The sequence below is a fragment of the Klebsiella oxytoca NBRC 105695 genome (assembly GCF_001598695.1).
In the GTDB taxonomy this organism is placed as follows: Bacteria; Pseudomonadota; Gammaproteobacteria; order Enterobacterales; family Enterobacteriaceae; genus Klebsiella; species Klebsiella oxytoca.
This window is the reverse complement of record NZ_BCZK01000010.1, coordinates 25,148-42,048: the sequence shown is the minus strand read 5'-3', so window position 1 is coordinate 42,048 and position 16,901 is coordinate 25,148. Positions and strand designations below refer to the sequence as shown.

At 60.1% G+C, this 16,901-nt stretch carries 7 protein-coding genes; 1 reads left to right on the top strand and 6 read right to left on the bottom strand.

Annotated elements, in window-relative coordinates; genetic code table 11:
• Positions 1 to 124: 124 nt before the first annotated feature.
• A complete protein-coding gene (locus tag KO1_RS17455; protein ID WP_032704848.1) occupies positions 125 to 976 on the bottom strand; it encodes a MurR/RpiR family transcriptional regulator in 852 nt (283 codons plus the stop codon).
• A 122-nt stretch (positions 977 to 1,098) separates the two neighbouring features.
• Between KO1_RS17455 and KO1_RS17450 the strand changes: the two genes are divergently transcribed.
• Positions 1,099 to 1,680: a nucleotidyltransferase family protein gene (locus KO1_RS17450; RefSeq protein ID WP_064407070.1), complete on the top strand. Its 582-nt coding sequence runs from the start codon at positions 1,099 to 1,101 to the stop codon at positions 1,678 to 1,680.
• 45 nt (positions 1,681 to 1,725) lie between these two features.
• On the opposite strand, the gene KO1_RS17445 is transcribed toward KO1_RS17450, so the two are convergent.
• The 5 genes from KO1_RS17445 to irp1 form a co-directional block, all read right to left on the bottom strand.
• Positions 1,726 to 3,747, bottom strand: a complete 2,022-nt coding sequence (locus KO1_RS17445) for a TonB-dependent receptor (protein WP_064407069.1) — start codon at positions 3,745 to 3,747, stop codon at positions 1,726 to 1,728.
• Between the two features lie 130 nt (positions 3,748 to 3,877).
• A complete protein-coding gene (locus KO1_RS17440) occupies positions 3,878 to 5,455 on the bottom strand; it encodes a (2,3-dihydroxybenzoyl)adenylate synthase (protein ID WP_064407068.1) in 1,578 nt (525 codons plus the stop codon).
• Between the two features lie 3 nt (positions 5,456 to 5,458).
• Positions 5,459 to 6,262, bottom strand: coding sequence for a thioesterase II family protein (locus KO1_RS17435; protein WP_049591957.1), 804 nt, complete (start codon positions 6,260 to 6,262; stop codon positions 5,459 to 5,461).
• Complete coding sequence (locus tag KO1_RS17430; protein WP_004113106.1) at positions 6,259 to 7,356, bottom strand: thiazolinyl imide reductase; 1,098 nt, start codon at positions 7,354 to 7,356, stop codon at positions 6,259 to 6,261. The genes KO1_RS17435 and KO1_RS17430 overlap by 4 nt, the downstream gene beginning before the upstream one ends.
• A complete protein-coding gene (irp1, locus tag KO1_RS17425; RefSeq protein WP_064407067.1) occupies positions 7,353 to 16,829 on the bottom strand; it encodes a yersiniabactin polyketide synthase HMWP1 in 9,477 nt (3,158 codons plus the stop codon). The genes KO1_RS17430 and irp1 overlap by 4 nt, the downstream gene beginning before the upstream one ends.
• Positions 16,830 to 16,901 lie beyond the last annotated feature (72 nt).

Sequence of the window (16,901 nt, the reverse complement as noted above, 5' to 3'; positions counted from 1 at the left end):
TACACAGGACAGAAGTCCCATTTATTCATTCTGCGAGGGTGATCACTCTTCAGTTATTCAGCGCCGTGTTGGGTTTACGGCGCCGCAGACACGGCAAGGGCAGGAGGCTGGAGCGCGTTATTCGTCAGGATTTGTGATTCTGATTGTAGAAACGCTGGGCGCGGTTTTGGGTTTGTTTCAGCAGGCGATCGTCGTATTGCTGAATAAAGAGATTCGTCACCAGCATATTGATAACCGAGAGCTGCGACATTTTTGAACGGATAGGGATCAGGCGAGATACGCTTTCGCTGGTGATGGTGTGTAACAGAACGGTAGCGAGAGCAGAGATGCGGCTTTGCCCCATTTTGGTGATAGCAATTGACGGAACGCCCAGCTGCTGAGCCATGGTCAGCAGCTTAACGCTTTCCAGGTTTTCGCCGGAGTGGGAGAGAATAATCACCAGGTCATGCTCATCCAGCGTATTGACGATGCTGTACTGGATACTGTAATCCGCGTGACAGCTCACGTCTTTCTTTATTTTGATGAGCTGATACTCCAGCTCTTTACCGACGAGTCCGCTGCTGCCGGCACCGTAAATCACGATCTTATTACTCTTCCTGATCAGCGCTATCGCCAGCTCTAGCTGTTCGATATTCACGATGGCATGGGTCTCATCAATGGAGGATTTTTCAATCAGCTGGATTTTATGATTGACGCTCTCTACAGAGTCATCAAGATTGATATCCTCCTGTAAAACCTTGTCGTGCTGGGGATGACCAGACGAGGTGATCAGATCAATTTTAAGATCGCTGAAACCCTGATAGCCGAGTTTGTGGCAGAGACGCAGGATGGTTGTGGTGCTGACATCATTCGCTTTGGCCAGGGTCTGAATGCTCATGCTTTTTAGCAGCGGCTTATTCGCCAGAATATAGTCGGCGACAAGACGCTCTTTGGCGGACAGATTGTTATTCACTTCTCTTAGCTTTAGATCAAGCACCTGGCCACCTTTAAAAGTGAGACGATAATTGTTCGCCATCATACAAGATAATCGGAAGGTTGATAACCACTCTGCCATCAGGCAGATTTGTCGCCAGGCAATCAGACGGCACCAGGCGAAGAATGAAATATCAGGACGAATTACAGAGATTATTATTCAGCGACCCGCTCAGAATGGAGGCGCTTTATGCCGTTCAGGCGCTCGAACTCAACGATGGCTGGATCGGTGCCGGCCTGGTCAGAGATGCGGTTTGGGATCATCTGCACGGATACGGTCAAAGGCCGGTTTCGGGTGATGTGGATGTTGTCTGGTTCGATCCGAAAAGCTGCAGTGCTGCCCACGATAACGCGCTGGTAGCGGGGCTTTGCCAACGGTCGCCCGCCTTTAACTGGTCGGTGAAGAATCAGGCCAGAATGCACCGGCGTAACGGTAATCAACCTTATCATTCAACGGAGAATGCGCTTAGCTACTGGCCTGAGACGGCGACGGCCATCGCGGTCAGAATAGGGCGCTCTGGCCTTATTGAGGTCATTGCGCCTTACGGACTCGACGATCTGTTTGAACGTCGCCTGCGGCCAACGCCGGAATTTGAGGGCGATAAGCTGAATATTTTCCGCCAGCGCGTGGCGGAAAAACGCTGGCTGGAACGCTATCCTGTTCTGCAGCTTATGCTCCCGACCGGAGGCGGTCAAACCCAGCGGTGAGTCAGCGGTGAAGGGGATGCGCTAATCGCCCCCCTCTATCGATTGTCAGAAGAAATCAATGCGCGTATTGATCCCCACGGTGCGGCCCATATTGACCTGCGCGACAGCGCTGCTGCCGTTCATATAGCCGTAGGTACGGTAACGGCGATCGAACAGATTATCGACATAGACGGAAATATTCATCCGTTCAGTCGCCTGCCAGCCCAGGCTGCTGTCGAGGGTGGCGTAAGTCCCTTGCCGCAGCTGGTTATCGCCATCGAAATAATGCGGTCCCACCAGATTCACCGCCAGTCGGGGCATCAGCGCCCCATAACGGGTATCAATCATGCCGTTCACGCTGCTTCCCGCGCCGTAACGCGGAACAAACGGCACCCGATTGCCGTGATACAGCTCACTGTCATTGGTGAATTCGGAACGGATCATGTTGCCATTGATGTCCCATGACCAGCCGGGCGTAAACCGCCATTTTGCCTCAAGCTCAACGCCGGTGGCGTCGGCTCTCCCCGCGTTGCTTAAGGTCTGCATCCCGACCGGACCAGAGTAGAGCTGCATATCTTTGGTGTGGGTATAAAACGTCGCAGCTTGCAGCGTGACGTCGGCGGTCTCGTAGCGGGTGCCAATTTCGTAGTTGATGGATTTTTCCGCGCTGAACGGCCTGGCATCAAGGCCTGCGGTAGGCACGATATTATATCCGGAAGGTTTATATCCCTGCGCTACGCGGGTATACACCCGCCAGTCGTCGGTCAGCATATAGCCTGCGGAGAGCTGTCCGAGCACGTGGTCATCACTGCTTTTACCACGATCGCCAAAGGGGTTACCGAGCATACTGCCGTGATACTGCGTGCTGGCTTTATCATGTGAGAAACGCGCGCCGCCGCCGATGTCTAAACGATCGGTTAAATGCCAGGTCAGATCGCTGTAGGCGGCCAGCGTTTCGGCGGTGGTGTAGCCGGTGCTGCTTAAATAGGGCATGGTCGGCATATCGTAGGCTGAATTTAGCTTCTCCCGGGTATTCTGCCGGTACAATCCGAACACCATATCCACGGTCCGCGTCTCGCCGAGAGTCGCGGCGCGTAGCTCCTGCACATCCTGATTCCAGCGTTGGGGCATATTGACGATCAACGAGCCGGAAGGAAAAGTGCGTGAATAATTCTGCTGCTGCCAGGCGCCGATCAGATTGAAAACCCAGTCCTCGGTGCTGTATTTCCCGCTGAGCGTCTGGCTGTCAGTGCAGCGCCGCATATACGGGTCCGGCGACCCCGGGTCGATCGACAGTTTACGGCTCTTAATATCATTCCATGCCACATAGGCATCCTGTGTCGCGCGAGTACATTCGCGCGAGGCGGCAAATCCCATTTCCCAGGGCTGGTCGTCCGGCGCCAGACGCAGTTTCACATTCCCTATGCTGGCGCGGGTGCCGCCTAAATCATCGCTTCCCGTCGCAGGGTTAATCATCTCGCCGTCATCAACCTGGCGTAACAGCGTTACGCTGCCATAGAGCAGACCATCCTGAAGAGGGCCGCTCAGGTTGAACTTGCTACGATAGCTGTCGCGGCTGCTGACGCCGCCTTCAATATAGCCGCGCGGGGTGCTGTCCGGCTGCTGCGTGACGATGTTGATAATCCCGCCCTGAGCGCTTTTGCCATACAAGGTTCCCTGGGGACCCCGCAGCAGCTCCACGCTTTGCACATCGGTTAGCGCCTGGATGGTGTTAGTAGATAGCTGGGGAACCCCGTCGACATACAGGGTGACGGCAGGGTTATAGAAGTCCTGGGCAGAAGAGATGCCGCGAAGCGAGATCGTTGAAAAAAGCATATTGCCGCTATTTTCAATATTGAGTCCGGGCAACACTCGGGGGAGTTTGTCGCTGGCGGTAACGCCTGCGTCGCTTAACTCCGTCGCGCTGATAACGGTAGAAGAGACGTTATTGGCTGATGCCGAGCGGGAAGACTGTTTACTGGCGGTGACCACCAGCGTGGTTTCGTCTTGCTGTGCAGTCTGGGCATGAGCCATGCCCGGGAGCAGAAACCCTCCCACAATCAGAGGGTAAAACCGTGTCATTTTCATTGTTATGAGTCCCTGTAAAACGGCGAAACGCCAAAAATAGCCACAACGGTGAATTGAAAATGATAACTATTTCTAATTGTGCTGCTACCCGAAACGGGTTTATTTCCACCTGTTTCGGGTAGGGTTGCGCTTATTGTGACGTCTGGCGACAACGCTCGGTGGCGAGCGCCGTCAGGCGTTTTTTATCTACCTTGCCGACGGCGGTGAGCGGCCAGTGGGTCAGAAACTCAATTTGGTCCGGAATTTTCCACGCGCTGAGCCCCAGCTGGGTTAGCTGGTGACGCAACTGTTGATAGTCAAATGGCGTCTGCTGCGCGATGATAAACGCGCAAATTCGCTCGCCAAGCAGCGTGTCCGGCGCGGCAACCACGGCGCAATCCTTTACCGCCTCCAGACGCATCAGCGCCGCTTCCACTTCCGCCGCGGCAATTTTCTCTCCGGCGCGGTTGATCTGCTCTTTTATGCGTCCCTCAACGTACAGGTTTCCCGCCTCATCGCGCCTGACATTATCGCCCGTACGGTAAAATCCTTGCGCGGTAAAGGCCCGGGCATTGTGCTCGGGAGCGCGATAATAGCCCGAAATCGTGTAAGGGCCGCGCGTTAATAACTGTCCGGTTTCGCCAGGCGCAACGTCGTTCTCTTCTTCGTCAACGACGCGAATTTCATCCAGGGGAGATAGCGGGCGCCCCTGGCTATGGAGAACGCTGACCAGCGGATCGTTGAGACGGGTAAAGCAAAGCAGCCCCTCCGCCATGCCGAATACCTGCTGTAGGGTGCAGTTAAAGGTGGCGATAATCTGCTCTGCCAGCGTCGGATCGAGGCGGGCGCCGCCCACCTGAATGACGCGCAGCGAAGAGAGATCGCTCTCTTCCCACTCTCTGGCCTGCGCCCAGAGCTGCGCCAGGGCCGGCACCAGCGCGACGTGCGTCGCGCGGCATTCGGCGATTAATGGCATCACCTCATCGCAGCTGGCGCTGTTGGTCAGCACCACCTTCCCGCCGCAGGCAAGCGTTCCCAGAATACCGGGACAGGCCAGCGGAAAATTATGCGCCACGGGAAGGACGGCGAGATATACGCTTTGGGCGTTGATGCCGCACAGTTCGGCAGAGGCGCTGAAGTTATAGCTATAGTCGGCGTGCCGTCGCGGAATAAGCTTTGGCGTCCCGGTGGTGCCGCCTGAAAGCAGCAGCAGCGCGGTGGCGGAAACCTCGGGCTGCCGCCACGCCTGAAGCTCGCCGCGCAGCGAGAACAGCGGCGTAAACTCGTCATCTGCGCATTGTTCAATGGTCAGAACATGACGCAAGCAGGCGTGTTTATGCATCATCTGGCGGGCCAGCCCTGCATGGTTTTCCCCGTGAATAAAATAAGCGACGGGTTGCGCCAGCGCGATCAGCGCGTCGATATCCAGCTCCCGCTGGGAGGGCATCGCCAGAACGGGGATCGCGCCGAGTCTTAACAAGGCGAACAACAGGATCACGAAGGCGTTGCCGTTTGGAAGCTGCACAATCACATGCTGTCCTGAACGCAACCCCAGCGAGTCTAACCCTGCGGCAAGCTGGTCGACCCGGACATCAAGCTCGCTGTAGGTTAGCGCACCCCCGTCATCAACGAGCGCTGTTTGCGTGGAATAACGCGCCGCCCAGCAGCGCAGCTGTGCGGCAATAGGTAAGGGATACTGTTCAATCAGAGTGTTAAAAGAAGCGTGCATGCGTCACCTTTCAGAAGTACTGGGCTGTTTTTGCACAGCGGTCAGCGTCGAAAATGCGTCGGGAAAATGGCGGACAATCTGCGTAAAGAAGGCGCGGGATTGTTGAATGGGATAGAAGTGATCGCCGTCGATTGTGACCGGCCCGGTAACGTGGATCAGCCACTGACGCCAGGCGTCGACCTGCTGCCGGGAGGCTTCGCGGTCGCGGCTGCCGCATATGAGCAGCGCAGGCGTGCGCAGCGGCGAGGCGCGATCGGGCGAATCGTAGTGATAATGCTCGGTGGCGTAAAAATCGGCGCGCAGGAGGGGAAGAAACAGCGATATTAACTCCTCGTTTTCCCGCAGCTCAGGCGAACATCCGCCAATATCTATCAGCTCAGCGATAAAGTCGGCATCATCGCGATGGCTGAGTCGGCGTTCGGAATGGAGGTGAGGAGCATGGCATCCCGAAATAATCAGGCCATGCGGCGCATGTCCTCGTTGCTCCAGAAGGCGACAGGTTTCAAACGCCACCTGCGCGCCCATACTGTGCCCGGCGAGCAGCAGCGGCGCGTCAGGAGATACGCTCTGTTGCAGTTCGTTCGCCAGCCGTACCGCCAGCGGCATAATGCTGTTGAGCGGCGTCAGATGGCGCAGGCGATCGCGTCCCGGCCAGGTTACCAGGGAAAGCGCGATGTCCGCCATAGGCTGCTCTCGCCAGCAGCGAAACGCGCTACTGCTGCCGCCCGCGAAGGGGCACATCACCAGATGCGCCGTACTGGCGCTGCGGGCGGGCCATAACGGAGTACACATGGCAGATTGCATCATCGGGACTCCTCATCGTGGCGGTAGAAAGCCGTTAACCGTTCATGACGCGGCGGCTTCAGGTGGCGGATCTCGGCATTGCCGGTCGCGCGTAAAATCTGCTGCCATAGGTACGACACCGCCAGCTGATGAGCGCCGTGGCAGGCGGCAGGCGCATTTTCGCCCGCCAGATGGCTGCGCAGCTGATGGAGTAATCTTCCGACGCCCTCAGGCCCGGCGGTTTCACAGCAATCACGCCAGCTCAGGGGCGCCGGGCTGCGCGTCTGACCCGGCGGGTCGCGCAGGATCTCCGGTCTGCGGTAGAGGCTGCGAGCATTCTCCTGATGTTCGGCGACAAACAGGCTGGATGACCAGATGACGGGGCCGTAGCTCGCCTCCAGCGAAAGATATCCTTCCGGCCATCCCAGCAGCAGACGGTGCATAATCAGGCTGTGCATATCCGGATCGTCAGGATCGAGATAGCGCTGAAGCAGCAGGCACGCCTCTCCCTCCGGCCAGTAGAGTCTCAGACAGTGAAAGTCGCTGAAGCTGCCGACCACTTCGCACGCCACGCTGGCGGCATCCACGCCCAGAGCCAGCAGCAATAAATCGAGAGTGGAGTAGAGCAACTGCCGGCTGGTGGTGGCATGGACAATCGACGGCCCCCGATCCAGACAGCGACGTAACTGCTTCGCGTCCCTGAGCCACACGCGACCGGCAAGCGCGTGCGGATAAAACGTATTGACCCAATAGCAACGCCCCTGTTCCTGCGCCAGCGCTTGTAATGAACGGACATCATCCGGGTGGAGGGGATGCTCCTGAATAACGTGCGCGCCGTGAGTTAAAAAGTGCCGGGCAAGCTGCGTTCCGCTCCCGCCGGCGACGGTCGAGCGCACGACGATACAGGCGATATCCGGCATCTCCTTGATCTGTTCGAGCGAGGTATACAGCGGGATACCAAACGCCTGGGCCAGCTCTTTTGCGCGCGGGCTTCCCTGGGCCAGCAGGCCAACCAGTTCGAGCCCCTCCTGGGGCTGCATAAAGGCGTTGAGGTACATTTCGCCGAATTTGGCGCCCACAATCAGTACGCGTTGTTTGTCGAAGGTGGACGGCATCATAAGGTGTTCTCCGGTTGCGTTGAGGTTGCGCCAAGCCAGCGCTGGATATGCTGCGCGCAAGCCTGAACGTGGGGGGGCTCCAGCATGATTTGCCAGTGACTGGCTTTAATCGCATAGCGGTCGGCGCGGTCCATCCAGGCCCGCCATTCGGTCTCCGCTGGCGTCCAGCGCGCGGGTCTCATTACGGCATGCAGGATGAGGCAGGGAAGCGCAACGGCTTCGCCCGGCTTATGCCCGGCCAGTAAACGCAGCAGATGCGCGATGTTGTCGATCCACGTTTCTGCCGCTTGCCGCGTCAGGTTTTGCGGCACCATTCCCGCCGTTCTGGCAAGGTCGATGAAGACGGCAAGCTGGCGGGCGGGCGTCAGCCGGTCAAAATGTTCCGGCAGCGCCAGCGGCGTATTCCCTTCGGCTAACAGCCGCAGCAGGGCCGTCCGGTTGGCGCAACGAAAATCCTGTCGACACACGGGATCGATTAACGCCAGCCGTACCTGCTCGCCTTTGGCGTACAGACGCTGCGCGGCGCCAGCTGCAAGAAAAGCGCCGTACGACCATCCCGCCAGCACATAGGGGCCGTGTGGCTGCTGGCGACGGATGGATGCGACATACTCATCGATCATCCGATCAAGCGTGGCAAAACGCTGCGGCGATTTTGCCTGCAGGCCGAATACGCGCCTGTCCAGCGCCCGGGCAAGCGGCAGCCAGGCGCTGATATCGCCGTCGGAAGCGTGGAAAACAAACAACGTTTCATCACCCGCGCCGTGGCAAATGAGCACAGGATTGTCCTCTGCCGACGAACAGGCCTGCAGATGGGCGCAGAAGTCGCTGAGCGTTGAATGGGTGAACAGATCCTGAAGGCTGGCGCTGGCAATTCCTCTGCGGTTCAGCTGCGCGACCATCCTTGTCGCCATCAGACTGTCGCCGCCCAGCGCAAAAAAGTCGTGATGTCTGGCCACGGGGCGAGAAAGCAGCGATTGCCAGAGTTCAGCGACCTGTTTTTCCAGCGTCGGATCGCCCCCGGCGACCGGGGTCGATTCGGCTGGGGCAATCTGCGCAACGGACGGGGTACGCAGCGGCGCAAGTAACGCTTCTTGTTGGCGAATCCGTAATGCGGGCAGGCCGGAGCCAAAACGCTGCTGCAGATAGCGGCTTACGGCTGCTTTATCCGGTCGATTCACGCCAGGCGAACGCGCGACCAGAAGATGCTGGCGCAGAGGCGAGGATTCCTGCGTCGGCCACGCCAGCTCGTTGACAAACCCGGCTTGCGCAAGCACTTCCTGCCACGCCGAACGGGCTAGCATGGGTTTCTCATCCCGGCGGCGGAAATCACGGTATCCGCTCAATCCCTCGATAAAGCCGACGCTCGCCAGCTGGAATACGCTGTTTCGCTCCGTCGCCTCGACGATCAACAAACGTCCGCCGGTTTTCAGCAGCAGCTTTAATCGGCGCAACGTCTGAACGATATGACTGGCGTCGTGAAGCACATTGACGGCAATAATCAGGTCGTATCCTTCTGCCGGATGGGCGGCGAAATCCAGCGGCTGGTTAATGTCGAATAAGGCGTAAGAAACCCGCGATTGATCGTGGAAACGGCTCCGGGCATCGTTGAGGAACTGCGTGGAGACATCGGTGAAATGGTATGAACGTCGCGTGCTTTGCGTGGCCTTCAGCACCGGCTCCGCGGTGGCTGCGGTTCCGGCGCCCACCTCGAGGATGCGTTCTGCGCCGCATAGGGTGGCAATCTGTGCGGTATAGCGATTCAGACAGGCGCTGGCGGGGTTTTCGCGATACAGCGCGTCGGTTACGCGCAACGGCTCATTGAACAGCAGTTCCAGCGGCGAACACTGCCCGGAGAAAAGGTCGTCGTGGCGGGAAATAGAGGCGTCCAGATACTGCGCCAGCGCCTGACTCCATTGGGTTGGCGGGCAGGCATCCTGCGGCCCGGGGATCTCGCTGAACGCCATGCGGCAGCGCCAGCTATCCCCCTCGCGGGCCAACCATTCTCTTTCCGTCAGACACTGTAGCCACTGGCGCAGCAGACGTCGCCGGGCCCCCTGCGCGGCCAGCGCCTGTACAATTTCGCTAAAGCGATGGGCGCTCTCCGGCGAGGTGAATAAACCATGGCGAGTCAGCGTGTCGGCGATCCCTCGTAGCGCACGCGCCTCCAGCCAGCGCCAGGTCGCGTCCAGTTCATCAAGTTGCGCCTGCTCAGGCAACGGCAGCGCCAGCGAGGCGAGATCGCGTTCAGCCGGGGCGAGCGCGGAGGGCGACGGCCCCTCGGCCATGACGATATCCAGCGTTAACGCGCCATTTTCGCTTAGTTCCGCTCTGGCCCGCTGGATACCGGGATAGTCCAGCGTCGCCTGCTCAATATCCCGCAAATCGTAGTCCGTCTGCGCGTTGAGCGGCCAGCGGCGGCGCGGGTTCTGTTCGGCAATACCGCAGGCCATCGTCTGCAGGCTTTCAGGGCTGGCAATAGCAGCCTGCAGGATGGCGCAATAGTCTGTAAACATGGCTTGCGCTGTGCCCGGCTCCAGCACGTTATCCATGCAGTACCAGCTAAACGTCAACTCGCCATCGCTCTCCATGACCTGATGATCCAGCCAGACCTGCGGCGTTTGCGTGAACACATAGCAGGGTTCACCGAACAGACGACTCATCGCCCGATCGATAGCCATGCCTTCCAGCGTCATTCCCAGCATGCTGGTAAACACCACCGGCATCAGCGGTTGATGCTGCGATCCGCGCAGGCGCCCCAGCTCGCGGATCACCTCGACGCCGTTCATTTCGCTGTGCGCCATGTTCTGCCACAGGCGCTGCTGGGTTCGTTGCATCTGCTCTTGCAGCGTCGCCGGCGCGGTGAAGTTAAAATCGACCAGCGTGACGGAGGTAAAATCACCAATCAACTGGTTGATTTGCGGATGAACCGGCTGGCGATTAAAGAAAGTCAGGTTCAGGGTAAATTCAGCGGTACGGCTCCAGCGCTCGAGGGTGGCGGCAAACAGCGTGAGCAGCGCGGCAGAAGGGGTGAGCCCTTGCTGCTGCCAGCGCTGCTTAACGGCCTGCCACGCAGGCTTGCCGATCGTTGAGGTGAACGTGGTGAAGTGTGGAGTTTCCGGCGGCGTCTCCACCACCGGCAGTTCCGGCGCCAGGGGTAATTGCGGTAGTTTTTCCTGCCAGTACTCCCAGGCATCGTGCCATGCCGCCGTCTGCCGGCGCGCCTGTTCAGCCATCACATAATCGCGAAAGGTGATATCGAGCGGCGCCAGCGTCTCTCCGCGCCAGGCCTGCGCCAGATCGTCCATCATAACTTTAAAACTCTGCACATCGAACTGCAGAAGATCGAGGTTCATGTGCAGGCGATAGCGACAATCGTCGATTTCGCTGACCACCAGTTCAAAAAGAGGCCACTGGTCGGCGGGTAAAACGCGATAGCTCAGTTCCAGCCGCCGTTTTTCCAGCGCCAGGCGCTGCTCCTGCGGGGAGAGCGCGCGCAGATCGTCGCGCGGGATGCGATACGTCGGGGTTGTCGCCAGAACGCGCTGTTGGCCGTCGGCATCCACCACCATTCGCAGCATATCGTGACGGGCAATAAGCTGGTTCCATGCTTTCTCCAGTAGGGAGAGGTCGAGTTCATCGTGGCGTTTATCCCACTCAAACAGCACGTGACAGGCAACGCCGCCATAACCAATAAGATGGGTTCTTCCCAGCCAGTAGGCGTGCTGAATCGGCGTCAGAGGGAAGGGGGCATAACGCTCATCGGCGTCGTGCCGTAACGCTTCCGGCTGCGAAGCGGCAGGCGTCTTCTCTGGAATAGAACAGATAAGCTGCGTGAGCCCGCGCGGCGACAGATCCTGCCACGCCCGTTCCGCATTGATGCGCACGCCCAGATAGTGCTGAATATCGCTACTGAGCTCAAGGAAGAGCAGCGAATCCATGCCCAGCGGCAACAGATCCTGATTTGCCTGCAGCGATGCCGGATCGCTTAGCCGTAACTGAACTGCGATGCGTTTTTTCAGCCATGTCATTACCGCCGTTTCATCGCTCAGGCTGCCGTTAAAGACGTTGTCATCCGCAGGAGGGCTGACCGGCACTGCGGCTTTTTCTGCGGACCCGCTATGGAACAGGGCCTGTTGTAGCGGAGGCATGTTGTCGCTGAAAACACGCATCGCCAGCCGCCATGGGGCACCGCGCATCACCGCCTGTTCCAGATGCCAGCAGCCTTCGGCATTGCTTAACGCGCCCATGCCGCGGCTGGCCAGCGTCGCCAGCATTTCCGGCGTGGCCGCCCGACCGCTTTCCCCCCAGGCGCCCCAGGCAATGGTTATCGTTTTCGGAGTATCATCAGAAGTATGTTGCCGCGCCAGCCCGTCCAGATAGCCGCAGGCCAGCGCATGGGCGCTTTGACCCGGCGCGCCGAGGGCGGCGGCTGCGGAGGAGTAAAGAATAAGATAGCGTGCGTTGTGGTCGCTCAGGCTTTGCCGCAGCTGGTCTGCCGCCTGCGCTTTCACCGCGAAAACCGCGGCCAGCTGGCGATCGTCCAGATCCTGCAGCGGCCCATCAGCCAATACGCCTGCGGCGTGGATCGCCCCGGCAATGCCGCCATCGCCCGCCAGCTTATCGAGAACCCTGGTCAGCTGTCGGGCGTTGCCAACATCACAACGGCAGACGCGGATTTGCACGCCCTTGATGTCGCCCGGCCAGGAGGCATCCGCGCGCGGCGCCAGCAGGGCAATACGTTGCGCCCCTTTTTCCTTGAGCCAGTTAACGGCAAGGCGGCCCAATCCGCCAAACGCGCCGGTCACCAGATGCCAGCGGGTATCGCCAGCGAAGACATTTGCCGGAAGATCGGCGGCGCGCCCTGGATTCGGCGCCAGGGAGGGGAGCCAGAGGGCGTTGCCCCTTGCGGCGAGCCAGCGCTGAGAAAGGGAGACGGCGCTCAATCCCTGACGCAGCGTTTCCCATGGCGTGTTTTCGGCCAGATCGATGGCGGCAATCAAGCGTTCCGGCTGTTCATTGGCCGCGACGCGAAGCAAAGCCCACAGAGCGTGATGAGACGCGGCGAGCGCCTCATTCTCCTCAACCTGCCACGCGCGGCGAGTGATCGCAATCAATCCTCCGGCGCCGGTGGTCAGGGCCTCCTTCACTTGTTTCGCTAACGCCAGCGTCTGTTCGCTCTCCTCGACAATAATGAGCACCGAAGCGGCCTGCGGATCGTGAAGGATACCGCATTGCGCCAGCTCATTTTCGTGCGCAAGCGTACCGGCGCTGAAGCGAAATGCCAGTGGGCGGCCATCGCTGGCGGCGCTGAAGGGCGTCCAGCGCCATTGATAATGCGTCTGCGGCGCAGGAACAGGCGCGGCGGGAGCCAGCGGCAGCCACTCGCCATCAGGATGACGGGCTTCCACGCGCATCTCGCCGCGGGAAAAGGCGGCGTTTCGCCAGCTTAAGCGCACCTCCCCCAGCCACTGCGGGGGGCTGACCTGGGGCGGTTCCACGGGGGAATTGTCGCCGTGCCGCGCTGAGAGCCGCCGCCAGGCCTCCTGCCAGCGGGCGTTAAACCGTTCCGGCTGACCCGCGCAATCGGACCAGTCGGCGAGATCATCAGCGTTATCCGGCAACGTCTGCCCCAGCGCGGATGCTGATGACGAGGATATCCCCTGACCGGGCAGCGTGGAGAGAATGATATGTTCGCTCATACCGGCGGTCGGGCTACCCTCCTGCGGTAGCCACGCCACTTTGCTGAATCCGGCGCGGCGACACTGCTGCTGCCACTGTTGGGGGGTGAGGAAGAGCTCGCCTTCGCGGGCGTCGATATCCTGGAGCGGAAGCACCAGCGGGCCAAAAACGAAATCAAACAGACGCATTGGCTGGGTGATTTCGCGCATCAGCAGGCGTCCGCCCGGTTTGAGCAGAGGGCGCAGATTATCGAGCGTGCGGCCAATATGGCGAGTGGCGTGGATTACGTTCGCCGCCACGATAAGATCGTATGAGTTTGCCTGGAACCCCTGGGACTGCGCCTCTTTTTCGAGATCCAGTTCGTGGTAGCGCACAAAGCCATAGTCGGCGAATTTCTGCTGGGCGCGGCGGGTAAACAGGGCGGAGATATCGGTGAAGTGGTACTCCAGCGCCGGAACGCCGTTGAGTTCCGGCAGCAGCCACGCGGTGGTGCCGCCGGTACCGCCGCCGACTTCCAGGATTCGTAAAGGGCGCTGGGGCTGACGCGTCTGGACGAGACCGCGTAAGATACCGGCGGCGATTTGGTTGAAATAGCGGCCAAAGCTGAATTCCTGATAGAGGACCTCCACGCCGTCGGAGGCGCCCTGCGGGAAGATGATCGCCACCGGCTCTTCCTCGCCGCTCATCATTTCATACAGCCGTTCGCCGGCGCGGGCGATGGTCTCGGGAATAGCCTGAAAACCTTCACAATAGCCAGCAAGCTCCGCCAGCAGAGCTTCCCTCTGCTCATGTTCAATCGGGCGGGCGCGGAAATAACGCCCGTCAGCGTAGCGGTAGTCGCCGTCGGCCACGCAGTTATTCAGCAGGCGTTGAAGCAGCTGCTGGTAGCGCGGCAGCAGACGGCCGCGGCGCATAATGGTCATGGCGTCGACGCCGCTGGCAATGGCATCGTCCGCACAGCGTTGTACCAGCCGATCGACATAGATGGCGTGTAGCCGCGTGGCGCAGCGTTTAAGCGCTTCCAGCCGGGGAAGATCGAGCGCTGCCGCGGCGCGACTCGCCACCTCAGCGCCGGCGGACAGCACGACGTCGTCAGGCTCGCAGACGTTGGAAACGTGCTCTTTCCAGTAACGCTCGGTCGCGAACGGATAGCGTGGCGCAGAGATACGTTGCCCATTGCCCGCCAGTAAGTCTGCCCACGGCAGGGTGACGCCAGCGGCGTACAGCTGGAGCAGCGCCTGATTCAGGACAGCGCTCGCCTCCTGGTTACGGCGGGCGCTGGCTATCCAGTAAGCGTTATCCCGGTATTCGCGCTGGCCGGAGGCAATCAGCTGGGCATCGGGTCCCATCTCTACAAAAACGCGGGCGCCGAGCTTGTGCGCCGCCTGAATACTCTGGATAAAGCGCACCGGCTGGCGCATATGGCGGCGCCAGTAATCCGCCTGATTGAGCGTCGACGCATCTATGGCCCCGGCGGTGAGGGTGGAAATAAGCTGTAGCTGCCCGGGCTCTGCGTGCAGCCCGGCGCAGGCGTCCTGAAAACGATCGAGTATCGGCTCCAGTAAGGCGGAGTGCGCCGCGCCGGAAACGCTCAGGCGACGATAGCTGATATCACGCTGCGAAAGCGCGGCGCAAAATTCCGCAATACGGGCTTCCGGCCCGGAAAAGACCGTATGCCGGGTGCCGTTGTTTGCCGCCAGATCCAGCTCAAACTGGCGGGCCAGCGGCATCAGCGCCTCTTCTTGCGCGAACACCGCCACCATCGCGCCGTTTGCGCACAGCTGCATCAGCGCCCCGCGGCGGCAAACCAGCGGCATAACCTGTTCAATCGTATAGTGTCCGCAGACCACGGCGGCGGCAAATTCGCCCACCGAGTGACCGATGGCGTAATCCGGCTGCAATCCCTCGGCGCGCCAGTGCGCCGCCATGGCGATTTCAAAGGCAACGATGGCCGGCTGCGCCCAGGTCATCTCCTCCAGCTGCGCCGAGTCGGGATTAAACATCGCGTCGCGCAGGGAGGGCGTGAGCATTTCACGACAGGCGGAAAAACAGCGTTCAAGCGTGTCGGCAAACACCTTCGAACGCTGGAACATGGCGTAGCCCATGGTCCGCCAGTGCGAGCCCTGCCCGGTAAACAGCCACACCTGCTTACCGCTGACGCCGTGGCCGCTATAAACCGGCGCCCCGGCCTGTTCTCCAGCCCAGGCGCTAAGGGCAGCGGCGGTATCATCATTTAATGCCGTCGCCAGACGAAAGGGGAGATCGAGACGGCGGGCGCGCAAAGCCGTGAAGGCCAGATTACTGGCATCCGCGTTTTCCCTCAGCGCCCGAGCATAGTCCGTAGCCAGCTGCCGCAACGCGGTGTCGCTGGCGGCGCTGAGCAGCAGCGCGGTGCTCCTGCTTCCGTCATCCGCACCAGGCAACGGTAATCTGAGCTCATCGGGCAGCGAGGCGACGATCATGTGGCAGTTTGTGCCGCCAATGCCAAAGGAGGAGACGCCCGCGTAGCGTATTTCGTCCTGCCACGCCTGGGCCGTCACCGGCACGGTGAACGGGCTTTCGTCGAGCTTGAGCGCCGGGTTTGGCGTGGCAAAATTTAGCATCGGTGGAATTTGTCCGCGGTTGACCGCGAGGACGGTTTTCAGCAACCCGGCAATCCCGGCCGCCGTATCCAGATGGCCAACATTGCTTTTTACCGAACCGAGCGCGCAGCGCTGATGCGGCGGGCGGGGCGCATAAACGTTGCGCAGCGCTTCAATTTCAATCGCGTCTCCCAGCGGCGTGCCGGTACCGTGGGTTTCAATGTAGCCAATCTGTCTGTCATCGATCGCCGCCAGCATTAACGCCTCTTCGATGACCGCTTGCTGTCCTGCCACCGACGGCGCGGTATAACCCACTTTTCGGCTACCGTCGTTGTTGACCGCGCTGGAGAGGATCACGGCAATAATCGGATCCTCTGACAGCAGCGCATCTCTCAGGCGGCGCAGTACCACGCAGCCGAGACCGTTGCCGGCCCAGGTGCCTTCTGCCGAGGCGTCAAAAGGGCGACAGTGGCCATCGGGAGAGAAAATCATCCCGGGCTGGTAGCGGTAGCCCGCCTGCTGGGGGAAAGAGAGCGCCACGCCGCCGGCCACCGCCATATCGGATTCCCCCGCGCGCAGGCTTTCGCAGGCCAGATGCACCGCAACCAGCGAACTGGAGCAGGCGGTCTGTACCGATAGCGCCGGGCCGTGCAGATTGAGCTTATACGCGGCGCGGGTGGCAATATAGTCCTTATCATTACCCATCAGCGACTGCAGACCCTTGACCTGCGCGACTTCCGTGACGTTCAGGGCTTCGCGGCCGGGATAGGTGCTCATCCGGGAAGAGGCGAAAACGCCGGTCTTGTGGGGGACGGCGCCGGGGGCATAGCCGGCATGCTCCAGCGCATGCCAGACCGCCTGCAAAAACAGCCGCTGCTGCGGATCGATAGATTCGGCTTCTTGCCGCGAGTAGCCAAACAGGGCGGCGTCGAAGCAGTCGGCGTTGTCTAAAATCGTCCCGATATTGACGTAATGAGGATCGTCAATCACCGCGGCATCCAGACCGGCGGCCAGCAGCGCCTCGCGGGTAAAGCGCCTGCTGCATTCACGGCCTTCCAGCAAGTTGTGCCAGAACGTTTCGCCATCGGGCGCTTCAGGAAAATGGCAGGCGTAGCCGATCACCGCGACAGGTTCGCAGTCCGGGTAGCGTTCAGCGATCGATGCATCAATGGAATCTGCTGTCGGCGCAGAAGAGAAGCGCAAGTTATCCATAATCGGTCTCGTTTCCTAAGAGTCACAAAGTCAATGGCACGCCGCGCTTGCGCGACGGCGTCCCGGAAAAAA